This is a genomic window from Streptomyces sp. NPDC111656 (genome assembly GCF_055656965.1).
This window is the reverse complement of record NZ_JBVKCA010000039.1, coordinates 42,077-65,075: the sequence shown is the minus strand read 5'-3', so window position 1 is coordinate 65,075 and position 22,999 is coordinate 42,077. Positions and strand designations below refer to the sequence as shown.

22 protein-coding genes are annotated in these 22,999 nt (G+C 72.6%); 7 read left to right on the top strand and 15 right to left on the bottom strand.

Annotation, left to right across the window (positions count from 1 at the left end; all coding sequences use genetic code 11):
* Positions 1-1,079 (top strand): IS607 family element RNA-guided endonuclease TnpB (tnpB, locus tag ACZ7M3_RS50075; protein ID WP_472073132.1); only part of this gene is annotated, 1,079 nt, incomplete at its 5' end.
* Positions 1,080-1,562: 483 nt separating this feature from the next.
* Here tnpB and ACZ7M3_RS50070 read toward each other — a convergent pair.
* Positions 1,563-2,747 (bottom strand): glycosyltransferase, encoded by a 1,185-nt coding sequence (locus tag ACZ7M3_RS50070; protein WP_472073130.1) that lies wholly within the window; start codon positions 2,745-2,747, stop codon positions 1,563-1,565.
* A gap of 189 nt (positions 2,748-2,936) precedes the next feature.
* On the opposite strand from ACZ7M3_RS50070, the gene ACZ7M3_RS50065 reads away from it, so the two are divergent.
* Entirely contained in the window at positions 2,937-4,337 is a 1,401-nt protein-coding gene (locus ACZ7M3_RS50065; protein ID WP_472073128.1) for an NDP-hexose 2,3-dehydratase family protein, read from the top strand.
* A gap of 8 nt (positions 4,338-4,345) precedes the next feature.
* On the top strand, positions 4,346-5,356 hold the full coding sequence (locus tag ACZ7M3_RS50060) for a Gfo/Idh/MocA family protein (protein WP_472073126.1): 1,011 nt from the start codon (positions 4,346-4,348) through the stop codon (positions 5,354-5,356).
* 111 nt (positions 5,357-5,467) lie between these two features.
* Here ACZ7M3_RS50060 and ACZ7M3_RS50055 read toward each other — a convergent pair whose 3' ends face one another.
* Complete coding sequence (locus ACZ7M3_RS50055) at positions 5,468-5,890, bottom strand: ester cyclase (RefSeq protein WP_352053035.1); 423 nt, start codon at positions 5,888-5,890, stop codon at positions 5,468-5,470.
* Positions 5,891-6,056: 166 nt separating this feature from the next.
* Here ACZ7M3_RS50055 and ACZ7M3_RS50050 point away from each other — a divergent pair, with 166 nt between their 5' ends.
* The 4 genes from ACZ7M3_RS50050 (at position 6,057) to ACZ7M3_RS50035 (ending at position 9,405) form a co-directional block, all read left to right on the top strand.
* Entirely contained in the window at positions 6,057-7,124 is a 1,068-nt protein-coding gene (locus ACZ7M3_RS50050; RefSeq protein WP_472073124.1) for a glucose-1-phosphate thymidylyltransferase, read from the top strand.
* Positions 7,121-8,113, top strand: a complete 993-nt coding sequence (rfbB, locus tag ACZ7M3_RS50045) for a dTDP-glucose 4,6-dehydratase (protein ID WP_472073122.1) — start codon at positions 7,121-7,123, stop codon at positions 8,111-8,113. The genes ACZ7M3_RS50050 and rfbB overlap by 4 nt, the downstream gene beginning before the upstream one ends.
* A 127-nt stretch (positions 8,114-8,240) precedes the next feature.
* On the top strand, positions 8,241-8,714 hold the full coding sequence (locus ACZ7M3_RS50040) for a carboxymuconolactone decarboxylase family protein (protein ID WP_472073120.1): 474 nt from the start codon (positions 8,241-8,243) through the stop codon (positions 8,712-8,714).
* A gap of 91 nt (positions 8,715-8,805) precedes the next feature.
* Positions 8,806-9,405, top strand: a complete 600-nt coding sequence (locus ACZ7M3_RS50035) for a hypothetical protein (protein WP_472073118.1) — start codon at positions 8,806-8,808, stop codon at positions 9,403-9,405.
* A gap of 247 nt (positions 9,406-9,652) precedes the next feature.
* Here ACZ7M3_RS50035 and ACZ7M3_RS50030 read toward each other — a convergent pair whose 3' ends face one another.
* From ACZ7M3_RS50030 to ACZ7M3_RS49970, 13 genes are all read right to left on the bottom strand, one after another.
* Positions 9,653-10,099, bottom strand: coding sequence for an NUDIX domain-containing protein (locus ACZ7M3_RS50030; RefSeq protein WP_472073116.1), 447 nt, complete (start codon positions 10,097-10,099; stop codon positions 9,653-9,655).
* A 35-nt stretch (positions 10,100-10,134) separates the two neighbouring features.
* Positions 10,135-10,749 (bottom strand): dTDP-4-dehydrorhamnose 3,5-epimerase family protein, encoded by a 615-nt coding sequence (locus ACZ7M3_RS50025; RefSeq protein ID WP_472073114.1) that lies wholly within the window; start codon positions 10,747-10,749, stop codon positions 10,135-10,137.
* Positions 10,750-10,844: 95 nt separating this feature from the next.
* Positions 10,845-12,308, bottom strand: a complete 1,464-nt coding sequence (locus tag ACZ7M3_RS50020; protein WP_472073112.1) for a DHA2 family efflux MFS transporter permease subunit — start codon at positions 12,306-12,308, stop codon at positions 10,845-10,847.
* 242 nt (positions 12,309-12,550) lie between these two features.
* Positions 12,551-13,021 carry a nuclear transport factor 2 family protein gene (locus ACZ7M3_RS50015; protein ID WP_472073110.1) on the bottom strand — a complete coding sequence of 157 codons (471 nt, stop codon included), beginning with the start codon at positions 13,019-13,021 and terminating at the stop codon, positions 12,551-12,553.
* A 107-nt stretch (positions 13,022-13,128) separates the two neighbouring features.
* A complete protein-coding gene (locus ACZ7M3_RS50010; RefSeq protein WP_351314486.1) occupies positions 13,129-13,698 on the bottom strand; it encodes a cupin domain-containing protein in 570 nt (189 codons plus the stop codon).
* A gap of 44 nt (positions 13,699-13,742) precedes the next feature.
* Positions 13,743-15,227, bottom strand: a complete 1,485-nt coding sequence (locus ACZ7M3_RS50005) for an MFS transporter (RefSeq protein ID WP_472073108.1) — start codon at positions 15,225-15,227, stop codon at positions 13,743-13,745.
* A gap of 84 nt (positions 15,228-15,311) precedes the next feature.
* Positions 15,312-16,220: a TauD/TfdA family dioxygenase gene (locus ACZ7M3_RS50000; RefSeq protein WP_472073106.1), complete on the bottom strand. Its 909-nt coding sequence runs from the start codon at positions 16,218-16,220 to the stop codon at positions 15,312-15,314.
* Positions 16,217-17,845, bottom strand: a complete 1,629-nt coding sequence (locus ACZ7M3_RS49995) for an AMP-binding protein (RefSeq protein ID WP_472073104.1) — start codon at positions 17,843-17,845, stop codon at positions 16,217-16,219. Before ACZ7M3_RS49995 ends, ACZ7M3_RS50000 begins: the two co-directional genes overlap by 4 nt.
* Positions 17,835-18,488 (bottom strand): thermostable hemolysin, encoded by a 654-nt coding sequence (locus ACZ7M3_RS49990; RefSeq protein WP_355434108.1) that lies wholly within the window; start codon positions 18,486-18,488, stop codon positions 17,835-17,837. Before ACZ7M3_RS49990 ends, ACZ7M3_RS49995 begins: the two co-directional genes overlap by 11 nt.
* A 44-nt stretch (positions 18,489-18,532) precedes the next feature.
* Entirely contained in the window at positions 18,533-19,714 is a 1,182-nt protein-coding gene (locus ACZ7M3_RS49985) for an FAD-dependent oxidoreductase (protein WP_472073102.1), read from the bottom strand.
* 50 nt (positions 19,715-19,764) lie between these two features.
* Complete coding sequence (locus tag ACZ7M3_RS49980) at positions 19,765-20,757, bottom strand: aldo/keto reductase (RefSeq protein ID WP_472073134.1); 993 nt, start codon at positions 20,755-20,757, stop codon at positions 19,765-19,767.
* Between the two features lie 139 nt (positions 20,758-20,896).
* Positions 20,897-21,763 (bottom strand): ester cyclase, encoded by an 867-nt coding sequence (locus ACZ7M3_RS49975; RefSeq protein ID WP_472073100.1) that lies wholly within the window; start codon positions 21,761-21,763, stop codon positions 20,897-20,899.
* 101 nt (positions 21,764-21,864) lie between these two features.
* Entirely contained in the window at positions 21,865-22,998 is a 1,134-nt protein-coding gene (locus ACZ7M3_RS49970; RefSeq protein ID WP_472073098.1) for a 3-oxoacyl-ACP synthase III family protein, read from the bottom strand.
* Between the last annotated feature and the right edge of the window lies 1 nt (position 22,999).

Here is a 22,999-nt window from a genome sequence, read left to right as displayed (position 1 = left end):
AGCGCCGCGGCCGCACGGTGGGGATGCCGCGTTTCAAGTCGAAGCGGAAGACGCGCCTGGCCTGCCGGTTCACCACCGGCACCATCCGCGCCGACACGGACGGCCGGCACGTCACCCTGCCCCGGCTCGGCACGATCCGCACGCATGAGCCGACCGGCAAGCTCCTCGCCCGCATCCAGGCCGGGACGGCCCGGATCCTGTCGGCGACCGTCCGCCACGAGCGCGGGCGCTGGTTCGTGTCGTTCCAGACCGAGGTCAAACGCGACCTGGTGCGGGTCGCCCGCCCAGACGTCGCGGTCGGCATCGATCTCGGGGTGAAGACCCTCGCGGTGATGGCCGACAGCGCCGGCGAGATCCGCGAGATCCCCAACCCGCGCCACCTCGACGGCGCGCTGAAACAACTGCGCCGCACCTCCCGCGCCGTCTCCCGACGACGCGGCCCAGACCGCCGGAGGGGACAGAAGCCGTCCCGCCGGTGGGAGAAGGCCAACACGGCCCGCAACAAGGTCCACCACCGGGTCGCGAACCTTCGCGCCGACGCCCTGCACAAGCTCACCACGAAGGTGACGGCCGAGTACGGCACCGTCGTGGTCGAAGACCTCAACGTCGCCGGAATGCTCCACAACCGGCGCCTGGCCCGCCAGATCGCCGACGCCGGATTCGCAGAGATCCGCCGCCAACTCACCTACAAGACCCGCAGGAATGGCTGCCGCATCCTGGCCGCCGACCGCTGGTACCCCTCCTCGAAGACCTGCTCCGGGTGCGGCGCGGTGAAAGCCAAACTGCCGCTGCACGTCCGGACCTACGAATGCGACGCCTGCGGCCTGGCCCTCGACCGGGACGCCAACGCCGCACACAACCTCGCCGCCCTCGCGGCGGCCGCAGCAACAGGTACCGGAGTGGCCGGAGACCTGGACACCCCAGCGGTGTCGAAACCTCGTGGAGCCGACCGGAAGACCCGCACCACCCCACTCAGCCGCAAAGCCGGGCGGGGACGGGCAGGTGGCACAACCCTGCCGCACCAGCGGCAGACAGAAACGAGAGACCGTCCTCAAGCCGAAGCCCTCACGCTTTGGTGACGTAACGGACCTTCCAGGCCGAAATGCCCGGAATATTGAGAGCCGCTGAGACTCAAAGCAACGGAATGCACGCGCGCACCGGAGCCGGTGCCCGGGCGGCTGGCGGGCCGGCGCCCGGGGGGCGGGGTGCGTATCCCTCCGGGGGTTGGGCGGGATACGCACCCGAGGCAGACTCGACCAGGCGGACCAGGGCCCCCGGGGAGGGGATGGCTCCCGGGAGCGGGGCCATCCCCTCCCGGCGTGCGGGAGTCGGTCCTGCGGCGGAGCGGGGTCATTCCTTCTACGGACGGGTCACCCCCTCGGGGTGGCGGTGAGCGCCCCGGACGCGGGGCCAGGAGCCCCGGGCCGGGGATCCGGCACCCAGGACCGGGGCCGGACACCCGCAGACCAAGGGGCAGGCCTCCGGGGCCGGGGATCCGGCGCCCGGGTCCGGGGCCGGGCACCCGCGGGCCAGGGGGCAGGCCTCCGGGGCCGGGGTGGGGGTCAGGTCGTGAACTGCGGGAGGCGGGTGGCGGTTTCGGTGGGGGCGGGCATGGAGGCGATCTCGGTGGCGACCTTGCGGGCCGCGTCGCGGTAGGTCTCGTCGCCCAGGATGCGGCGGGCCTGTGCGGTGACCGCGCCGGCCGTCAGGTCGGCGGCGTGGACCAGCTCGCCCGCGCCCGCGTCGCGTACGGCGGCGGCGTTGGCGGGTCCGTCGGCGCCCTGCGGGAGGATCAGCTGGGGCAGTCCGGCCGCGAGCGCGGCCAGGGTGGTGCCGGCGCCGCCGTGCTGGACGACCAGGGCCGCCCGCTTCAGTGCCTCGGGCTGGGCCACCCACGCGGCCGCCACCACCCGCTCGGGCAGTTCGCCCAGGTCGGCGACGTCCACCACCGGGCCGGTGGCCACCAGGACCGGCATCTCGAGCGGCAGCAGCCCCTCGATGACCGTGCGCAGGACGTCCACCGAGCCCAGTGCGGTGCCCAGGGTCAGGTAGACGAAGGGGCCGTCCGCGTCCCGGATGGCCGCGGGCAGTTCGCCCGGCTCGCCGTAGGCGACGGGGCGCTGCTCGACGCGGGGCAGCGGGGCGGCCAGGAAGCCGCGGTCCTGGAGGGAGGGCGGGCAGATGTCGATGTAGGTGCGGGCCAGAGCCAGCAGCTGGCCGCCGGGCACGTGCACGCCCAGGTCGGCGGCGGTGGCCAGCAGTTCCTCCTGGATGCGGGCCTCCTCGGGGCCCATCGCCATCACGCCCACGCCGTGCGCGACGGCGGGCACGCCCGCCAGGTGCGCGGCGAAGGCGGCGCCGGGGTTGAGTGCCTCGTAGACGACGAGGTCGAAGCTCCCGCCGGCCAGGACGGGGGCGAGGTCGGCGGCCACCCAGCGGGGCAGCACCGAGCCGAACACCTTCACGTGCAGGTCGGCCAGTACCTCGGGCGGCACGTCCTGGGCGCCCAGGTCGCCGTCGCCCTCGCCGTGTTCGAGGCCGGCACTGCCGCGTACTGCTTCCATGAACGCCTCGGGAACCGAGCGGCCCGCCGCCACCGGCTCGAGGCCGGCCGCCCGCAGGGCCGGGTGCAGCTGCTCGCCGGTGGCGAAAGCGACCTCGTGGCCCGCGGCGCGCGCGGCCTTCGCCAAGGGAAGCAGGGGATACACGTGCCCGAAGTTGCCCGCGCTGGCAAAGAGGATTCTCATACCGCCCCACGGTAGGGACGCCCCCACCCTTTGTCTAGCAGTGACAGGAGACATAGCAGCGGCAGGTACGGGGGGTCGAGCGGGCGTGCGGGGCGTTTCGAGGCGCTCTCCAGTCACGGCCGATCGCCCTGGCGGATCGTCGTGGCGGCGGCCTGGCCCCGGGCGCGCGGCACACGGCGAAGGAGACTGATGACCATCACCCAGGCGGTGCCCCCGGGCACCCTCACCCGTCCGGGGCGGCGCTTCACGCTGTCGGCCCAGACCCTGGACAGCCCGGTGACGCCCAATCCGGTCTTCCGCGAATGGTTCGCCGAACAGCGCCGCACCAACCGCTACGAGGTGCGGCGCATCCCCTTCCGCGACCTGGCCGGCTGGCACTTTTCGGACTCCACCGGCAACCTCGTGCACGACAGCGGCCGGTTCTTCTCCGTGGAGGGCCTGCAGGTGCGCGCCGAGTGGGAGGGGCACGCCGCGTCCTGGTCGCAGCCGATCATCAACCAGCCCGAGATCGGCATCCTGGGCATCGTCGTCAAGGAGTTCGACGGCGTCCTGCACTGCCTGATGCAGGCCAAGATGGAACCGGGCAACCTCGAGACCGTGCAGCTGTCGCCCACCGTGCAGGCCACCCGCAGCAACTACACCGGCGTGCACAAGGGCGCCCGGGTGAACTACATCGAGTACTTCGCCCCGCCGCGGACCAGCTCCCGGGTGCTGTTCGACTCCCTGCAGTCCGAACAGGGCTCCTGGTTCCTGCGCAAACGCAACCGGAACATGGTGGTCGAGGCCCTCGGCCCGGTCCCCGCGCACGAGGACTTCGTCTGGCTGACCCTCGGCCAGATCCACCAGCTGCTGCGCGAGTCGAACGTGGTCAACATGGACGCCCGCACCGTGCTGTCACTGATCCCCTCGTACGCCGACGAAGGACCCCCGCTGCACAGCATGGAGCACCTCCTCAACCGGCTCACCGAGATCAAGGCCCACCGCGAACTCGTGCAGACCAGCATGCCGCTGGCCGCCGTGCGGAACTGGCGGCGCACCGAGGACGCCATCGCCCACGACAGCGGCCACCACTTCACCGTCATCGCCGCGTCCGTGGCCGCCGCCAACCGCGAGGTCACCCGCTGGACCCAGCCCCTGCTCGCACCGGCCGAACAGGGCCTGTCGGCGTTCCTGGTGCGCCGCATCGGCGGCGTGCCGCACCTGCTCGCCCACGCCCGCTCCGAGGCCGGCGTCCTGGACGTGGCCGAACTCGGCCCCACCGTGCAGTGCCAGCCCGGCCGCGCCCTGACCCTGCCGCTGCCCCGCCGGCCCCGCTACCTCGACCTCGTCCTGCGCGCCGATCCCGGCACGCTGCTGTACGACACCGTGCAGTCCGAGGAGGGCGGCCGCTTCCACCACGCCGGCAACCGCTACGTCCTGATGGAAGTGGGCGGCGAGTTCCCCGTCGACGTACCCGGGGACTTCCTGTGGGTGACCGCCGGCCAGCTGTCCGACCTGCTGCGGCACAGCAACTACCTCAACATCGAGGCCCGGACCCTGCTGAGCGCACTGCGCGCGGCCTGGGCCCGCGGCGGGGCGTACGCCCGGTGAACGGGCCCGTGCGCACACAGCGAGCGGGCGTGCTGCGGATCGGGGTGCTGGGCTGCGCGGACATCGCCGAGCGGCGCATGCTGCCCTCGATGGCCCGCCAGCCGCTCGTCGAGGTGACCGCGATCGCCAGCCGCAGCCTCGCGAAGGCGCGGGCGTTCACCGGCCGGTTCGGCGGCACGCCGGTGGCCGGCTACGCCGGGCTGCTGGAGCGCGACGACGTGGACGCCGTCTACCTGCCGCTGCCGCCCGAACTGCACGTGGAGTGGACCCTGCGGGCGCTTCAGGCCGGCAAGCACGTGCTGTGCGAGAAGCCGTTCGCCGCCCGCCTCGCGGACGCGGACAAGGCGGTGTCCCTCGCCCGCGAGCACGGCCTGCTGCTGATGGAGAGCTTCATGTTCCTCCACCACTCCCAGCACGCCCGCGTCCGGCAGCTGCTCGACGACGGGCTGATCGGCGAACTGCGCCTGTTCGGCTCCGAGTTCGGCATCCCGCTGCGCCGCGACACCGACGGCACCCCGCGGCGGGCCAGCACCCTGCCCGAGGTCGCCGCCTACCCGCTGCGCGCCGCCCAGCTCTTCCTCGGCCCGCACCTGCGGGTGGCCGGCGCCCACGTGAGCCCCGCCACCGCGCACGGGCCGGCGCCCGCCGGCGGCGCCCTGCTGACCGCCGCCTGCGGGGCCACCGCTCAGCTCGCCTACGGCGTCGAACACGCCTACCGCAGCGGCTACGACCTGTGGGGCAGCCAGGGACGGCTGCGCCTGGAACGCGCCTTCAGCACCCCCGACGAGCACGTCCCCGTCCTGCACGTCGAACAGGGCGGCGCCGTCCGCGAGATCCGCCTCGCCCCGGACACCCACTTCACCCACATCGCCGGCGTCTTCGCCCGGGCCGTCCTTAACCGCGAGGACTTCACCCCGCACACCGAGGCCCTCCTCGCCCACGCCCGGCTCACCGACGCCGTCGAACAGGCCGCGGCCCGCCCCGGCCCCGTAGAGCCGCGACCCGCCCCGGTCCCGTAGAGACGACACACGGACGGCCCGGCCCCGTACCAGCTCACGGACGGGCTCACGCACGGGCGGCCCGGCGCGCACACGGTGCGCGCCGGGCCGCCCGCCCGCGTCCGACGACGGCTACCGGCCGTCCTGGCCGGCGTGGATGTCGACGCCGAGCTGGCGGAACAGCCCCGCCATGTCCAGCTGGTCCCAGTGCTCGGCCAGCAGGCCGTCCTCGACCCGCCAGAAGTCGATCGACTGGAAGTTCAGCGGCCGCCCGGTGGCCCCGACGCCGAAGAACGTGCCCTGGTGGGTGCCCGAGTACTCGAAACGCCCGGCGATGCGGTCCCCCTCCACGACCAGGTCGTGGACGGTGACCTTGACATCGGGGAACGCGGCGAAGATCTGCTCCCAGAACGCCGTGTTCGCCTCGATGCCGTCCTCCACAACGGGGTTGTGGTCGATGTGCCCGGGCGCGGTGTGCTCGCTCATGGTGCTCACGTCATGAGCGTTGATCATGTCGACGAAGCGCTGGACGAGTTCACGGTGGTTGTCTGCCATGCCTCAAGCCTTCCTGGGCTCGCGTCACCGAAGCGGGCAGGCGCAGCCGCCCGCCCCGCCGTGTCACCCGAGGATCCCCACCGCCTCTCGAGCCGCCCTGGAGGGGGCCTGTGGGCGCGGCCCATCCCCCATCCCCGCTCAAGCGCCCACTCCTAGCCTCACCTCCATGAAGGCTCTCGTACTCTCCGGCGGGGCCGGAACCCGCCTGCGCCCCCTCACCCACACATCCGCCAAGCAGCTGGTGCCCGTGGCCAACAAGCCGGTGCTCTTCTACGGCCTGGAAGCGATCGCGGACGCGGGCATCACCGAGGTCGGGATCGTCGTCGGGGACACCGCCGACGAGATCAAGCAAGCCGTCGGCGACGGCTCCAAGTTCGGCCTCACCGTCACCTACATCCCCCAGGACGCGCCGCTGGGCCTGGCCCACGCCGTCCTCATCGCCCGCGACTTCCTCGCCGACGACGACTTCGTCATGTACCTGGGCGACAACTTCATCGTGGGCGGCATCTCCTCCCTCGTCGACGCCTTCCGCGCGCAGCGGCCCGCCGCCCAGATCCTGCTCACCCAGGTCCCCGACCCGCGCCAGTTCGGGGTCGCCGAATTCGGCGCGGACGGACGGGTCACAGGGCTGGAGGAGAAGCCCGAGGCCCCCAAGAGCGACCTCGCGCTGGTCGGCGTCTACCTGTTCACCCCGGCCGTGCACGAGGCCGTCCGCGCCATCACGCCCTCCTGGCGCGGCGAACTGGAGATCACCCACGCCCTGCAGTGGCTCATCGACCAGCAGCGCGACGTGCGCTCCACGACGATCTCCGGCTACTGGAAGGACACCGGGAACGTCGGCGACATGCTGGAGGTCAACCGCTCCGTCCTGGAGCACACCGAGCCGCGCATCGAGGGCGACGTCGACGACACCAGTGAGATCATCGGGCGGGTGCAGATCGACGAGGGCGCCCGGGTGAGCGGCTCGCGCATCGTGGGCCCGGCCGTCATCGGCACCGGCAGCGTGATCGCCGGCTCCTACGTCGGCCCGTTCACCTCCATCTCCCACGACTGCCGCATCACCGACAGCGAGATCGAGTTCTCCATCGTCCTGGACGGCTCCTCGGTACGCGGCGCCCGCCGCGTGGAGGCCTCGATCATCGGACGCAACGTGGAGGTGACCCCCGCACCCCGGGTCCCCGCCGCCCACCGGCTCATCCTCGGCGACCACAGCAAGGTGCAGATTTCCTCATGACCACCACACGCATCCTCGTCACCGGCGGAGCGGGGTTCATCGGCTCGCACTACGTACGCACCCTGCTCGGCCCGGCAGGCCCCGGCGACGTCGAAATCACCGTCCTGGACAAACTCACCTACGCCGGCAACCCCGCCAACCTCGACCCGGTCCGCTCCCACCCCGCCTTCCGCTTCGTGCACGGCGACATCTGCGACACCCGCCTCGTGGCCGAACTCGCCGCCGGCCACGAGCAGATCGTGCACTTCGCCGCGGAGTCCCACGTCGACCGCTCCATCCTCGGCGCCGCCGAGTTCATCACCACCAACGTGCTGGGCACCCAGACCCTGCTGGACGCCGCGCTGCGCCGGCCCGGCGGCCCGGCCCGCTTCCTGCACGTCTCCACCGACGAGGTCTACGGCTCCCTCGCCGAGGGCTCCTGGCCCGAGAGCGACCCGCTGCGCCCCAACTCCCCCTACGCCGCCTCCAAGGCCTCCTCCGACCTCGTCGCCCTCTCCTACCACCGCACCCACGGCCTGGACGTCCGGGTGACCCGCTGCTCCAACAACTACGGCCACCACCACTTCCCCGAGAAGGTCATCCCCCTGTTCGTCACCAACCTCCTCGACGGACACCGCGTCCCGCTGTACGGGCAGGGGCTCAACGTCCGGGACTGGCTGCACATCGACGACCACGTGCAGGGCCTGGAACTGGTGCGCACCGGCGGCCGGCCGGGCGAGGTGTACAACATCGGCGGCGGCACCGAGCTGAGCAACAAGGAACTGACCACCCTCCTGCTCGACCTCGCCGGGGCGGCCTGGGACAGCGTCGAGCACGTGCCCGACCGGCTCGGCCACGACCTGCGCTACTCGGTGGACTGCACGAAGATCTCCCGCGAGCTCGGCTACCGCCCCCGCAAGGACTTCGCCCAGGGCCTGGCCGAGACCTTCGCCTGGTACCGCGACCACCGCGCCTGGTGGGAGCCCCTGAAGCACAAGGCCGCGCTGTGAGCCGGTGAGCGCGCCCCGGGGGCGCGACCGGGCCCGGAGAAGACGCGTTCCCTTGCGTTCCTGTCACATCCTGGCGGGCCGGTCCGTCAGGAAGGTGTAACCACCGGCAACGGCACAGGAGCTCACCATGGACGCCCGCTTGAACCTCTTCGGCAACCCGGTCGCAGGCAAGGCCCTGCGGCACATCAACTCGGCAGGCAAGGCGGTCTCTGACTCGGCGCTGCCGGCCGCGACGCAGGAACTGGTGAAGATCCGCGCCAGCCAGATCAACGGCTGCGGTTTCTGCACCGACATGCACACCAAGGACGCCACGCACGCCGGGGAGACCCCGCAGCGCCTCCACCTGGTCGCGGCCTGGCGCGAGGCCACGGTCTTCACCGACGCCGAGCGCGCCGCCCTGGAACTGACCGAGCAGGGCACCCGCATCGCGGACGCGGCCGGCGGGGTCACGGACGAGGCCTGGGCGAACGCCGCCAAGCACTACGACGAGGACCAGCTCGCCGCGCTGGTCTCGCTCATCGCCCTCATCAACGCCTACAACCGCGTGAACGTCCTCGTCCGGCAGCCCGCCGGCGACTACCAGCCCGGCCAGTTCGGATAACCGACCCCAAGACTCCGGCAGACACGCCCGCGCCTCAAAGGCGCGGGCGTGTCACGTGCCCCGGCGGTCAGGCTAGGAGGTCTTGGTCGGCTTGGCGGTCATCGTCGGGTGCGCCGTCTTCGACGGCTTCGGCTTCGGCGTGTACTTGTGGGTCTTCGACGGAGTCGGCTTCGGCTTCGGCGTGTACTTGTGCGTCTTCGACGGAGTCGGCTTCGGCTTCGGCGTGTACTTGTGCGTCTTCGACGGAGTCGGCTTCGGCGAATGCTTGGTGGTCTTCGTCGGCGACGGTTTCGGCGAATGCTTGGTGGTCGTCGTAGGCGACGGCTTGGTGGTCGTCGTCGGCGCGGTGGTCGTCGTCTTCGACGTCTCCGGCGCCGATGCCGAAGGTGTCGCTGCGGGTGCGGCCGGATGCTGGGATCCGGCGGCCGCTATCGCGGTACCGCCCGCTGTTCCCCCGGACAGCAGGGCCGCTGTCAGGGTTCCTACGGCGAAGGTGCGCCCCCAGTGGCTGCGGAATGTGTCATTCACGATGTTCTCCCATCTTGAACAACTGCCCCATTGGTCACTGTCGGCCTCAACCGAGGTTAGGTCGGCACCCCCCGATCGGCGACCGGAGCACATCGGTTCGCACGTTCAACAGAAGTGGCGGGTGCCCGTGCGCGGCCGCACTCCCCGGGCGGGCAGGAGTTGACGCCCTCCTCGCCTCCCGCCTGCGGAACTGCGGCCGCCACCGCAGCGTGCGGGGTCCGTGCCTGATCGGCCGGCCGGATGCTGATCAGCCTGGTTCTCCGCGCGGAGGAGGGGCCCGGGGCGGCATCGGCCTCGCGTTTCCTTCGCCGAGCTCGCTCCAACCTGCGGGCAGGGCAGGCCGGTTCACACCCGGCGGCCGTCGGCGGCCGAGCTCCTGGCGCAGGGGTTCCCGGTGCCGGCCGCCGAACTCAGCGTGCCGGATCTGCCAGGGCGGCCAGGTCGGTCCCGGCCGTCACCGCGTCGCGCAGCAGTGCGGCGATCTCCTGCGGCTCCAGGCTGAGGGCGTCGAGCGCCTGGATGCTCAGCGGGACTTCCTCGAGCCGGTACTCGCCGCGGTCCGGGTCGGCGAACTCCGGTCCGGTGCGGTCCGCCTCGGACCAGGACCGGATGCGGGCCAGGTAGAAGTACTGGCGCTGGTGTGCGTCGGCCAGTACGTGCAGCAGGCCTGTGATCTGCGGCTCGGCGCCGGTCTCTTCGCGTATCTCACGGACCAGGGCCGCGCGCAGGCCCGGATCGTCCGGTTCGACGTGCCCGCCGGGAAAGACCCGGTAGGGCGTGGCGCCCGGCCAGGTGCGGCGGATCAGCAGCAGCCGGCCGGCGGGCGTGAGCAGTACCGCCCGGACACACTCGATCACCGCACCTCCCGCTGCCGGCGCCACCACCCGTCAGGTTACGGGCGCCGGCCGGCGGGGGCCGCGGGCTGGTAGGAGGCGAGGGCCTGTTCGTAGGTGGGCAGCAGGCCGCGGGCCGCGGCCTCGGAGAGGCTGGGGGCGTGGGTGTCCTTGTCGGAGCGGATGAGTTGTCCGGTGGTGTTCCAGGGGATGCCGATGTCGGGGTCGAGGGCCTGGATGTCGACCATGGTGCCGGGCACGTACTCCTCGGAGCACAGGTAGTTCATGCAGGTGTCGTCGCTCAGGGCGAGGAAGGCGTGGCCGAGGCCGTCGGCGAGGTAGACGCCGATGCCGGAGCCGGCTTCCTGCAGGGTGGTGTCGAACATGCCGAACGTCGGGGAGCCGACGCGCAGGTCGACGACCACGTCCAGGGCGGCGCCGCGCACGCAGGTCACCAGTTTCGCCTGGCCCGGCGGCAGGGTGGTGCCGTGGATGCCGCGCAGCGTGCCCCGCCGGGAGACGGAGAAGTTGACCTGCCGGACGGTGAACGGCTGGCCGCTCGCCGCCGTCAGGCCGCCCAGCCGCCAGGCCTCGAAGAACAGGCCCCGGTTGTCCGGCAGCTGCGACGGTGTGATCCGGAAGGCGTCGCGGACCTTCATCTCCTCAATGGCCATGCGTCCTCGGTTCGTCGGGGCGCCGGGGCGCCGGTTCGTGGGACGGCGCCGGGGCCGGCGCCACCCCCACGGGTGGCGCCGGCCCCGGCGTCAGGTCAGTGCAGGGGGGCCGGGGCGCTCTCCTGCGCGGGGGCGGCCTTGGCGACGGGGGTGCTCGCGGCGGCCCGCCGGCGGGAGGGGGCCCCCAGCATGGCGAAGGTGGCGAGGGCCACCGCGGTGGCGCCCACCCACATCGCGGGCACCAGGCCGTCGACGAAGTTGCGCGGTGAGGCGTAGCCGCCGTTGGCGCTGAAGATGGAGGCGAGCAGGGCCACGCCGAGGGCGGCGCCGACCTCGCGGGTGGCGGCGGTGACGCCGGAGGCGATGCCCTGTTCGTGTTCGGCGACCGAGCCCATGGTGAGGTTCATCAGCGGGGCGTAGAACAGGGCCATGCCGGCGCCGCAGATCATCAGGGAGGGCAGCTGGGCGGCGTAGGAGACGTCCGGCTTGAGGACGAAGGCCCAATAGACCATGCCGGCGGTCATCATGGCGAGGCCGAGGGTGACCACGGGTTTGCCGCCGATGCGGTCGGAGACCATGCCGCCGATGGGGGCGACGACCATCGGCATGGCGGTCCAGGCCAGCAGCCGTACGCCGGCCTGCATGGCGGTGTAGCCCTGGATGTTCTGCAGGAACTGGGTCATCAGGAAGATCGCGCCGAACATGCCGACCGACATGAGGGCGCCGGCCAGGTTGATCGCGGTGAAGGCGCGGTTGCGGAACATCCGCATCGGCACCATCGGGTGTTCGGTGCGGTTCTCCCACACCACGAACAGGGCCATCACGGCAGCACCGCCGATCAGTGCGCCCAGGACCTGGGGGGATGTCCAGCCGTCGCCGTGGCCCTTGATGAGGCCCAGCACGATGCCGAACAGGCCGAGGCTGGCCAGGGCGGTGCCGACGGCGTCCAGGCGGGAGTGGGCGATGCGGCTCTCGGCGAGCTTGCGGAAGGACAGCGGGGCGAGCGCCAGGCCGATCGGCACGTTCAGCCAGAAGATCCACTGCCAGGACAGGTGCTCGACGATGGCGCCGCCCACCAGCGGGCCGGCGGCGATGGACAGTCCGTTGACGGCGCCCCAGATGCCCAGGGCCGCGCCGCGTTTCTCGGCGGGCACGGCGGCGGTCAGCAGGGTCACCGACAGCGGCATGATGATGGCCGCGCCGACGCCCTGGACGGCGCGGGCGGCGACGAGTTCGTTGATGCCGGGCGCGAGGGCGGCGGCCGCGGAGGCGGCGGTGAACAGCAGCAGGCCCAGGCTGAAGACCTTGCGGCGGCCGAAGCGGTCGCCGAGGGCGGCGCCGAACATCATCAGGACCGCGAAGGACAGGGTGTAGGCGTTGACCGTCCATTCCAGGTCGGTGAGGCTGCCGCCGAGTTTCTCGCGGATGGTGGGCAGCGCCGTGATGATGACGAGGTTGTCCAGTCCCGCCATGAACGAGGCGAGGCTGGTGGTGAGGATGGCCCAGAAGACCACCCTCTTGGTTTCACCGCCCGGGGATGGGGGGTTGACGGTGCTCATCGAGCATCCTTTCTGGAGGCTGGTCAGTGCGAGATGCTCATCGCCGTGACCGGTCCGGCCCGCGGCGCCCTGGTGCCCGCGCCCGCGCGCGGGCCGGTGGGGCGCCGTCGACGCTACGGACGCCTGCTCAAGTCCTCCTCGAGCCCCGCTCGGCACCCGGGCGCGGGCACGGCGGGGCCCGGGTACCGGCCGCACCGGTATCCGGGCCCCGCCGTGCCGTGCCGCGCCCGTGGAAGGGGGGGTCAGGCGAGCTGGCGCTGGAAGGTGGCGATGTCGAAGTAGAGGGTCTCGTCGATCAGGACGTCGCCGTCGAAGTGGAAGAAGACGGCGACGGGGGCGTCGATGGACTTGCCGCGGTTGGGGATGCCGCGCCAGTCGGCCTCCTGCCTGCCGCGGGCCTGTGCCTCGAGGATCACCGCGGTGGGCGTGTGGTGCACGTGGTGCAGTTCGTGCTCGAGGCCGGGGAAGGCCGCCCTGAGGTCGGCGAAATAGCCCTTCTTGATGGCTTCTTCGCCGATCAGCGGGCCCTCTTCGAAGGCCTGGATGCGGTAGACGCCACCGCGCGGGAAGGTGGCCAGCACGCCGTCGATGTCCCAGGCGATCTCGGCGACCGTGTGCTGCAGGACGACCGCCTCGCGCTTCTTGCGCAATTCGGCGTCGGGCTGCGGGAGATCCGCGCCGGGCAGGGTGAATTCGTGTGCTTCGGTGGCCATGACCATTCCTCCACGCATCGGCCGTATGTCGGTTGGGGCCGACGCTAGGGCGCACGGCTCGCTGCGCCCTTGGGTCCGGCTCGAACTCCGGGCCTTTGCCGGTGTGTTCAGGCGGTGGGCTGGAGGGCCGCGGTGTTCTGGGGCGGGCGGTAGGTGGGGCGGTAGCCGCAGGCCAGGGAGAGCGGGGAGAGCAGCAGGCACAGGGCCGTGTCGAGGGGGTAGGGGCGGCCGGTGACGACGCGGTACTCGTCGCGGAAGGCGAGGGCGAGCAGCGGCATCTGCAGGCGGGGGGTGCCGTCGGGGCGCAGCCGGCCTTCGTTGGTCAGGCCCCAGAGGGTCTCGAAGACGGTTTCGGTCCGGTAGGCGGGGGTGGTGCGCCAGATGACCCGGGTGGGTTCGGGGCCGGGGTTCCACATGGAGTGGACGGCGCCCGGCGGGATGTAGAAGTCGGCGCCTTGTTCGTACTCGTGCAGGACGCCGTCGAGCTGGAGGCTCAGGCGGCCGCTTTGAAGGCGCATGTGTTCGGTCTGGCGGGGGTGGTAGTGCTGGGGCGGTTTGATGACGGCGGGGGCGTATTCGACTTCGACTTCGACGAAGGCGCCGTCGGTTTCGGCGGCGGTGGTCAGGAAGGTGAGCTTGTCCTTGCCGAGGTGGAGGGTGTCTCCGGGGCGTGCCATGGGCCTCTCCGTGTTTGTTGGGGGGCTGGGGGGTTGGGGGGTGGTCAGGCGGTGCGGGGGCCGGCCGGGGCGGGGGCGCCCTGGTGGCGGGGCAGTGCGAAGTAGGCGGTGAGCAGGTTGAGGACGCCGATGCCGGTGGCGATCCAGAAGCCGAGGTGGAGGCCGTCCAGCCAGGCCAGGGCGGGGGCGGTGTGGTGGGTGAGTTCGTGGGTGGTGCGGGTCAGGGCGCTGGTGGCGACGGTGGCCACGCCGAGGGAGGCGCCGACCTGGAAGGCGGCGACCAGGACGCCGGAGGCGATGCCCTGCTGGCGGGCGGGGATGTCGGAGACGCCGTGCACGTTGACGGGGATGCCGCAGCACTGCATGGACGCGCCGAGGATGAGCAGGGCGGGCAGCAGGTGCAGCAGGTAGGTGCCGTCCTGCGGGGCCTGGGTGAGCAGGAGGAGGCCGAGGACGGAGCCGGCGGCGCCGGCGAGGTAGACGGGGCGGGGGCCGGCCTTGTGCATGATGCGGGTGGCGGGGGCGGTGACGAGGATGGCGACGACGCCCAGCGGCAGGAACGCGAACCCGGACCTGAGGGTGGAGTAGCCCAGGGTGCGCTGCAGGTAGTAGCTGCACAGGAAGAGCACGGACGCCTGTACGCCGCTGGTCAGGACGCGGCCCAGGCCGGCGGTGGCCAGGGAGCGGGTGGCGAACAGGTGCAGTGGCATCAGCGGGTCCAGGGTGCGGCGTTCGATCAGGACGAACGCGGCGAGCAGGGCGAGGGAGGCGGCGGCCGGGGCCAGGACGTAGGGCGTGGAGGCGGCGCCGTGGTCCTGGATGTTGACGATGGCGTAGACGAGGGCGGCCAGGCCCGTGGTGACGGTGGCGGCGCCGGCGATGTCGGGGCGCGAGCCGCGGATGCGGGTCTCGGGGCGGCCCCGGGACAGCAGCAGGACGCCGGCGACGGCGACGATCCCGAAGGGCAGGTTGATGTAGAAGATCCAGCGCCAGCTGAGGCTGTCGGTGATCAGGCCGCCGGCGATGACGCCGAGGGTGCCCCCGAGGCCGGCCAGCGCGGCCCACACGGCGAGCGCGGTGGTGCGTTCGCGGCCCTTGGGGAAGGTGGTGGTGACCAGGGACATCGCGGCCGGTGAGAGGAAGGCGGCGCCGCAGCCCTGCAGGGCGCGGGCGGCGATCAGCAGGCCGGCGCCCTGGGCGAGTCCGCACAGCAGGGAGGCGGCGGTGAACAGCAGGGCGCCGAGCAGGAAGGTGCGCCGCCTGCCCCAGCGGTCGGCGGTGCGGCCGCCGAGCAGCATGAGGCCGCCGAAGCACAGGATGTAGGCGGTCAGCACCCATTCGACGGCGGTGGCGCCGGCCTTGAGGTCGGCCTGGATGGCGGGCAGGGCGAGGTTCACCACGGTGGTGTCGAGGAGCACCATGAACTGGGCGAGGGCGACGAAGACGAGCAGGCGCCAGCGGCGGGGATCCGCTGCTGCGCCGGCGGGTGCGGTGTCCGTCGTGCGGGGGGCGGTGTGGTCGGTGGTCATCGTTCCCTCTCGGATGGATCTGCCTCCCGCCCCTCTGCCCCCTTCTTCTTCCGCTGAGGGGTGGGGGCGGGAGGGGCGGCCCGGTCAGGCGGCGGGTGCCTCGATGTAGCTGAGGGCGTTGTAGATGGTGCGGTCGGGGTCGGTGATGGCGCGCCGGCCGTGCATGACGCGGGTGTTGTCGATGACGGCGGCATCTCCGTCCTGCCAGTCGAGGTTCTCGGTGAGGCGGGCGGTGACCTCTTCGACCTCGGCCAGCAGCTGCGGGGACAGGGCGGTGCCGTCGGCGAAGGTGATGGTGGGCTTCTCGTAGTTGAAGGAGGGGCCCAGGATGCTGTTGGCGAAGGAGGGGCGCGGCCCGAACACGGTGGTGCCGGCAGCGGGGGTGGTGAAGGAGTAGCGCACCCCGCCGTCGTCCTGCGGCACGATCTCGGTGCCCGGCAACTGGCCTGCCAGCGCGAGGAGTTCTTCGACGCCGATCTCGTCGGCGGGCTTGGTGCGGCCCAGCAGGTGGTGGGCCATCGCCCGCCACTGCGGCTCGGCGACGTAGCGGCTGTAGACGATGTCCTGGGCCGCGAATGCCGTACGGGCCTTAGGGCTGAGGGCGTCCCAGACGCGGTAGCCGTCGCAGACGGTGGTCTGGGAGCCGGAGGAGGCGGCCTTCTCGCAGAAGAACCAGGCGAGGTGGGAGCGGAAGGGGCTGTTGCCGTTCTCGGTGTGCAGGCCCACCTCGTCGAGGCCCGCGTCGACCTTCTGGGCGACCTCGGAGTAGAAGTCGCGGGCGGGGTCGAGGGTGGTGGAGGTGGAGGTGTGCTGCACCAGGGCGGTGAAGGCGTCCATGTCCGCGCCGAAGCCGCGCAGCAGCAGGAAGCCGGCCTGGGAGAGCAGGTCGCGCAGTTCCTTGGGGTCGACGCCGTCGAGGCCGCCGGGGCCTGCGGCCTCGACCAGCAGGCCGCTGCCGGTGCCGTAGGGGGTGGTCTTCACAGCCGTGCTCATGCCTTCTCCTGGGTCTCGGGGGCCGCGGCCGCGGCGGGGGTGCGGGGCTGGTCGAGGACGTGTGCGCGCACGACGTCGCGGCGGGGGCGTCCGGTGACGGTGAAGCAGGTGGCGTAGGCGGGGTCGTCCTCGGACATGAGGTGGACGACGGCGGCGCGTTCGATGCCGGAGAGTTTGTGCCGGCCGAAGTCGGTGATCTCGCGGCGGGCGGTGTCGTGGTCGAGGGCGGCGTCGATGACGAACAGGCCGTGGACCTGGTCGAGGCCGTCGGCGACGACGGCGGCCTCGCGGACGAAGCCGAGTTCGCGGTAGCGGGCCTCGACCCATTCGGGGGCCACGTTGCGGCCGCCCGCGGTGATGACGAGGTTCTTCTTGCGTCCGGTGATCCGCAGGTAGCCGTCGGCGTCGATCTCGGCGAGGTCGCCGGTGTGCAGGCGGCCCTGGTCGTCGACGACGACGCTGGAGGGGTCCTCGCGGGTGTAGCCGGCGAACAGGGAGGTGCTGCGGATGAGGAGTTCGCCGTCGTCGGCGAGTTCGGCGTGCACGTGGTCCAGGGGGCGGCCGACGGTGCCGAAGCGGACGGCGCCGGGGAAGTTCCAGGACACCACGGAGGAGTTCTCGCTCAGCCCGTAGCCCTCGTGGACGGTCAGTCCGTGGGCGTCGAGGCGCTGGAGGAGCTCCGGGGGGACGGGGGCGCCGCCGCAGGCGATGAAGACCGGCCCGTCGTGTCCGAAGATCCGCCGGTGGCGCTCGGGGACGCTCTCGGCGGGCTGCGCCTCGCACAGGGCGAGGAAGAGGCCGGCGACGGTGGGCGGCACGACCAGGGCGGTGGGGCGGGCCGCCCGCAGCAGGGTGAGCATGCGGGGGGCGGCGTCGGCGGCGGTGCCGACCAGGGCGGTGCCCGGCGGCAGGAAGGACACCGAACCGCCTGCCAGGAAGGGCATGTAGAGGCCGGCGACCTGCTCGATGAGGAGGCTGAGCGGGACGATGGACAGATAGCGCTCGAAGATCTCCGGGCGGGTGCGGGCGCGCAGTGAGGTGAGGAGTTCGTCCAGGCCGTGCCGGCGGATCTGTACGCCTTTGGGGGCGGAGGTGGTGCCGGAGGTGTGGATGACCTTGACGATCTGGTCGTGTGCGGGGATCTGCGGGGGCGCGGCGGAGCGGGGTGCGCGGGCCAGGGCGGGCAGGTCGAGGGGAAGGGCGGGGCAGCCGTCGGGCAGGACGCTCTGGGGGGTGCCGGCGTGCCAGCGGGCCAGGGCTGCTTCGCCTGCGGCGTCGGTGAGGCACAGGTCGGCGCTGTGCAGGAGGGAGGCGGCCTGCTGGGCGGTGAAGGCGGTCGGGACGGGGATCTCGACGGCGCCGGCGAACAGGGCGGCCAGGTCGGCCACGACCCATTCGGGCGAGTTCTCCGCGAGCAGTCCCACCCGGGCCGGCCGGCCCAGTACCTGGGCCTGTTCCTGGAGCCGGGCGGCCAGCGCGAGGGCGGCGCCGGTCAGGTCGCGGTAGCTGAAGGCGGCGGGCGCCGAGCCGTCGGCGGCCAGCACGCGGACCATGACGGCGTCGCTGCCGGCCCGTTCCAGGAGCCCCTGGGCGAGAGAGAGACGGGCGGGGGTGTCAGGCGGCACGGGTGAGCACCCCCTGCTGCGGGCGGTTGCTCAGCAGCCGCATGTCGACCGAGGTGAAGCAGTAGCGGCCGATGGCGGCCAGCAGCAGGGTGGACTGCTCGGCGGCCTCGGCGTAGCCGACGACGGGCCGGGTGTCGTAGTAGGAGCCCCAGGCGGCCCGTTCGCTTTCGGGCAGGCGCTGCGCGCTGGCGTCGGCGAGGGGGTGGAAGACGCAGCCCAGGCGCTGCATGAGGGCGGCGAGCCGGCCGGTCATGGTCATCACCGCGTACGGGCGGCCCAGGCAGGCCATGATCAGCGGGATCGCCTTGATGATCTCGGCGCCGGCGGCGGCGCGTACCGAGGCGATGGAGCCGATCTGCAGGACCTGGGAGCGTTTGACGGGGGCGCCCACGGCCCGGGTGATGACGTCTTCGACGGGGGCGTCGAGGTAGCGCTCGAGCAGGATGCTCTCTTCCTCGGGGAAGGACAGGCCCGCGCAGGCGAGGACTTCCTCCTGGCCGTCGGCGGCGGTCTCGAAGAAGGCGAGGAAGCCGTCCGGGTCGGGCGAGATGCTCGCCTGGTACTGCTTGGCGAACACCAGCCGGGCCAGGTCCGCGGCGGTCTGCCAGTCCGGGGTGCCGCGCTCGGACAGGGTGATTCTCATGTGCTGCGCTCCCTAACAGGGTGGGGTGAAACGCGAAGGGGGACTCATCGCCCGAGCGCTGGGGAACGGTGTGCCGCCGGGCGGGCGTTCACGGCGAGTCGGGCGGCCCGCAGGGCGCTGTTGATGGAGGTCTCGGCGAGGATGCCGGGGGCGGCGACGCTGTCGCCGGCCAGGAACACGCCGTCCCCGCGGTCGACGGCGGGCCGGTCCCGCCAGCTGAGGCCGGGCAGGTCCAGGGCGCCGGTGCGGCCGCGGGAGACGCCTTCGCGGCGCCACAGGAGGCGGGTGCGCCAGCCGGGGGTGGTCAGGTCGAAGAGTTTCTCCAGCCGGGCCAGGGCGTCGGCCTTCGACTCGCCGGGCCTAAGCGGCATCTGTCCCTGGAACAGGGCCTGGCCCTGCGGGGCGAGGGAGGGGTCGTGGTCGGAGTACTGGGAGGTGAAGCCGCCCTCGTCCATGTCGAAGGAGACGTTGCCGTCCTTCTTGGAGTGGGTGACGGCCATGTCCAGCAGGGCGGCGGTGCCGCTGGGCCACTCGAGGCCGGGGTCGCCGAGCAGGCTGCGCGCGGAGGCCAGCGAGGTCGCCACGATCACCGGTCCGCCGGCGGGCAGTTCGCTCAGCCGTGAGCCGGTCTCGATGACCACGCCGCGGGCGCGGGCGACGCGTTCCATGCGGGCGATCAGCGCGCCCCAGCCGCCGAGGAAGTAGCGGCTGGGCAGCGGGAAGCGGGGGGTGCCCACGCGCAGCAGCCGCTCCCACACGAAGGCCGCCGACAGCCGTCCGGGGTCGCCGTCGAAGAGGATCGGGCCGAGGAAGCCGAGGGCCTCGTTCACGGTCTGCTGGGCGAAGCGTTCGCCGGCCCAGTCCTGGAAGGAGCGGTCGACGGGGACCTCGATGCCGCGGTGGCGCCAGGTCATCTTCATGTAGCCGGACGGCAGGGTCATCCGCAGCCGGCCCTGGTGACGGAAGCGCATCCGGGTCCACTCGTGGAAGGACAGCCGTACGTAGCGGCCGGCCAGTCCGCGCTGCAGCAGCCAGTGCCAGGCGTCGCCGTTGTCGAAGAAGGTGTGCGGCCCGTCGTTGGTGACGTAGGGGCCGGCGGCCGAGCGGGCGCGGCCGCCGGTGTGGGAGTGGGCCTCGTGGACGGTGACGCGGGCGCCCTGTTCGGCGGCGGAGATCGCCGCGGTCAGGCCGGCCAGTCCGCCGCCGATGATCGTGATGTTCGCCATGGTTATCGCACTCACTTCGCCTTCGAGGGCCCGCGGGCCGGGGTCGGGGGTCAGCCGTCGAGGGTGGCCATGGCACCGACGGGGTAGCGGTCGCCCGCCGTGGAGCCGTGGGGGGCGATCTCGTCGAGGGCGGCGAGGTCGGCCGCGTTCAGCTCGACGGCGCAGGCGGCGAGGTTCTCTTCCAGGTAGGTGACGCGTTTGGTGCCGGGGATGGCGACGACGTCGTCGCCCTGGGCGAGCACCCAGGCCAGCGCGAGCTGTCCGGCGGTGATGTTCTTGGCGGCGGCCAGCGTCTGCAGCCGCTCCACGACGTGCAGGTTCGTCTCGAGGTTGCCCTGCTGGAAGCGGGGCACGACGCGGCGGAAGTCGTGTGCGGCGAGGGCGTCGAGGCTGCGGATGGCTCCGGTGAGCAGGCCGCGGCCCAGCGGGCTGTAGCCGACGAAGCCGATGCCCAGTTCGCGGACGGCCGCAAGGACGCCGTTGGCCTCGACGTCGCGGGTGGACAGGGAGTACTCGGTCTGTACGGCGGTGAGCGGGTGCACGGCGTGGGCGCGGCGGATGGTGGCGGCGGACGCCTCGCAGATGCCGAGGTGGCGGACCTTGCCGGCGGTGACGAGGTCGGCGAGTGCGCCGGTGGATTCCTCGACGGGGACGGCGGGGTCGACGCGGTGCAGGTAGTACAGGTCGAGGCGGTCGGTGCCCAGCCGGCGCAGGGTGGCGTCGATGGAGGTGCGGATGTAGTCGGGGCGGCCGTTGAGGCGGCCGGTGATGGTGCCGTCGGCGGTGACCTCGTTGCCGACCTTGGAGGAGACGGTGATGCTGTCGCGGCGGCCGGCGATGACGCGGGCGACGAACTCCTCGTTGCTGTGCGGGCCGTAGAAGTCCGCGGTGTCCAGGAGGTTCACGCCCAGTTCCAGGGCGCGGTGCGCGGTGCGCAGGGCTTCCTGGTCGTCGGCGGGCCCGTAGGCGAAGGTCATGCCCATGCAGCCGAGTCCCTGCTCGGAGACCTCCAGCCCCTGGCTGCCGAGTTTTCGTTGCCGCATCATCGGTTCCTTCCTGAGCCGTGCACGGGGCGGTTGTCGTCTGGCAGTGGCTGTCCAGCAGTGCCGTCTAGCAGTGACAGTGTCGGTGTCCTTGCTAGAGAAGTGGTGGGGTGCCGGTCCCCCGGTGCTCGGACGGCGGTCAGCCGGCGGTGGTCAGTTCGCTGGTGACGGACATCCAGGTGTGGTCCGGCCGGGCGGCGCCGGCGGCCAGGTGGGTCCACGGGTCGGTGCCCAGCACCGCGGCCGCTTCCTGGCGCAGCCAGGCGTCGAAGGGGTCGGCGGAGGCCGCGAGGCGGCGTGCGGCGCCCTGCGGGTCGCGGGCCTCGATCCGGTGGACCAGCACGTCCTGGCCGCCCAGCACCTGGAGGGCGAAGGACTCCTGGAGGATGCCCGCGCGGCGCCGGGAGGCCTCGTAGGCGCGCAGCCGCGCTCCGGCGAGCTCGGCCTGGAGGGCGTGCCAGGCGCCGGCGGCGCCGGGCGGCAGCGGCAGCAGGGCGCCGGCGCTCGTGACGGTGCGGCGGGCCGCGGTGCGGGCGGCGTTGCGGGCGGCGGGGGCGAGCCGGCGCAGGCCGAGGACGGCCAGCATGTTGGACTCCACGCCGATGCCCCAGCGTTCGGCGATCAGGCCGTCGGCCAGCAGCCGCCACACCACGACGCCGGTGAACTCGATGGCCTGTCCGGTGGGCGGCGCGCCGAGGAAGTCGCCGAGGTGGGTGCCGCGCCAGGTGTTGTGGATGACGACGTGGTCACCGTGGGCGCTCATGTCCTCGATGGTCACGTGCAGGTCGGGGAAGCCCTCGCGCAGGCCGGCGATGGTGTAGCGGACGCCTTCGAGGCCTTCGGGGGCGCCGGGCAGCGGCTGGTGGTCGACCATGTGGGGGCTGTAGATCTCGTCGACGACGGAGAAGTCGCCCTGGTTGACGAAGGCGTCGAAGACCCGGCGGATGGTCTTCTTGTTGCGTTCCTCCACGCTGCGGGCGGTGCGCTCCGTCTCTTGTATCGACACGTTCTCTCGTCCTCTCGTCCTTCGGTCTCGGCGTCCCGCGGGTGCGGGGGCGCAAGGTCACAGGGGCGGCGGGCGGCTGCCCGGGCGGGTGTCCGGGGCGGTCAGTGGCCGGGGAAGGGGGCGTCCCAGGTGAGGGTGAGGCCCGCGTACAGGTAGCGGCTGGCCTCGATGGCCAGCAGCAGGACCGTGTCGCCGGGGCGGATGCGGCCCTCGCGCCAGCCGGCGTCCAGGGCGAGGGGGACGGCGGCGGAGCCGGTGGCGCCGACGTCGGTGAGGTTTTCCACGATGGTCTTGCTCAGGGTGGCCTGGTCGGCGGGCGAGAGCCCGGCGGCGGCGTACTCGCTCGCGAAGTACTCGGCGTTGCCCTCGGGCAGCACGCACGCGTCGAGGTCGGCCAGGGCCAGGCCGGAGCGGGTGAGCAGGTCGTGGATGCCCTCGACGAAGACGCGGGGGCCGAACTGGGCGGTGCCGGGGATGTCGAGGCGGATGTCCATCAGGCGGGGGCGGCGCTGCTGTTCGGCGAGGGGGGCGTCGGTGCCGCCGCCGACGATGAGCATGCCGGGTTTGCGGGCGCCGCCCAGGGAGCGGGTGGCGAAGACGGGGCGCGGGCGGCCGTGGGCGGAGCCCTCCTCGCCGGCGCGCAGCACCAGGGCGCCGGCGCCGTCGCCGAAGGTGTAGACGGTCAGCCGGTCGCGCATCCGTACGCGTTCGGGGTCGCGGCCCAAAAAGACGGGGGCCAGCAGCGGGGAGACGGCCTCGGCGCCGATGACCAGGGCGGTGGTGTAGGTGCCGTCGGCGAGCAGGCGGCGGGCGATGTCGTGGGCCTGGACGGCGCCCACGCAGCCGGCGCGGACCTCGATGACCGCGCAGTCCTGAAGGCCGAGCTGCTGCTGGACGTAGGTCGCGGCGACGGGCAGGAGGTAGTCGGGGCTGGCGGTGGACAGGACGATCAGGTCGATCTCGCCCGCCTGGACTCCGGCCCGCTCCAGGGCCTGGCGGGCGGCGGCGGTGGCCATCCGCGAGGTGCTGGTGGTGTGGGCGCCGGTGGCCGGGTCGACCATCCAGTGCCGGCGCTGGACCTGGATGCCGTCCAGGACGTCGGCGGGCAGCGGGCCGCAGAAGCGGGCCAGGGCGTCGTTGTCGAGGGCCTCGCCCGGCAGGTGGGCGCCGGTGGCCAGGACCGAGACATGGCGTGCGCGGGGTCCGGCGGGCGGGGCGGTGGTGGTGTGGGGCATG

Coding starts and splice junctions, on each gene's coding strand:
- ACZ7M3_RS50040 (WP_472073120.1), top strand. CDS start 8,241: ATGGACGCCCGCTTGAACCTCTTCGGCAACCCGGTCGCAGGCAAGGCC.
- ACZ7M3_RS50065 (WP_472073128.1), top strand. CDS start 2,937: ATGACCATCACCCAGGCGGTGCCCCCGGGCACCCTCACCCGTCCGGGG.
- ACZ7M3_RS50050 (WP_472073124.1), top strand. CDS start 6,057: ATGAAGGCTCTCGTACTCTCCGGCGGGGCCGGAACCCGCCTGCGCCCC.
- ACZ7M3_RS49980 (WP_472073134.1), bottom strand. CDS start 20,757: ATGCGGCAACGAAAACTCGGCAGCCAGGGGCTGGAGGTCTCCGAGCAG.
- ACZ7M3_RS49970 (WP_472073098.1), bottom strand. CDS start 22,998: ATGCCCCACACCACCACCGCCCCGCCCGCCGGACCCCGCGCACGCCAT.
- ACZ7M3_RS49990 (WP_355434108.1), bottom strand. CDS start 18,488: ATGAGAATCACCCTGTCCGAGCGCGGCACCCCGGACTGGCAGACCGCC.
- ACZ7M3_RS49985 (WP_472073102.1), bottom strand. CDS start 19,714: ATGGCGAACATCACGATCATCGGCGGCGGACTGGCCGGCCTGACCGCG.
- ACZ7M3_RS50055 (WP_352053035.1), bottom strand. CDS start 5,890: ATGGCAGACAACCACCGTGAACTCGTCCAGCGCTTCGTCGACATGATC.
- rfbB (WP_472073122.1), top strand. CDS start 7,121: ATGACCACCACACGCATCCTCGTCACCGGCGGAGCGGGGTTCATCGGC.
- ACZ7M3_RS50020 (WP_472073112.1), bottom strand. CDS start 12,308: ATGAGCACCGTCAACCCCCCATCCCCGGGCGGTGAAACCAAGAGGGTG.
- ACZ7M3_RS50005 (WP_472073108.1), bottom strand. CDS start 15,227: ATGACCACCGACCACACCGCCCCCCGCACGACGGACACCGCACCCGCC.
- ACZ7M3_RS50000 (WP_472073106.1), bottom strand. CDS start 16,220: ATGAGCACGGCTGTGAAGACCACCCCCTACGGCACCGGCAGCGGCCTG.
- ACZ7M3_RS50015 (WP_472073110.1), bottom strand. CDS start 13,021: ATGGCCACCGAAGCACACGAATTCACCCTGCCCGGCGCGGATCTCCCG.
- ACZ7M3_RS50010 (WP_351314486.1), bottom strand. CDS start 13,698: ATGGCACGCCCCGGAGACACCCTCCACCTCGGCAAGGACAAGCTCACC.
- ACZ7M3_RS50070 (WP_472073130.1), bottom strand. CDS start 2,747: ATGAGAATCCTCTTTGCCAGCGCGGGCAACTTCGGGCACGTGTATCCC.
- ACZ7M3_RS50025 (WP_472073114.1), bottom strand. CDS start 10,749: ATGGCCATTGAGGAGATGAAGGTCCGCGACGCCTTCCGGATCACACCG.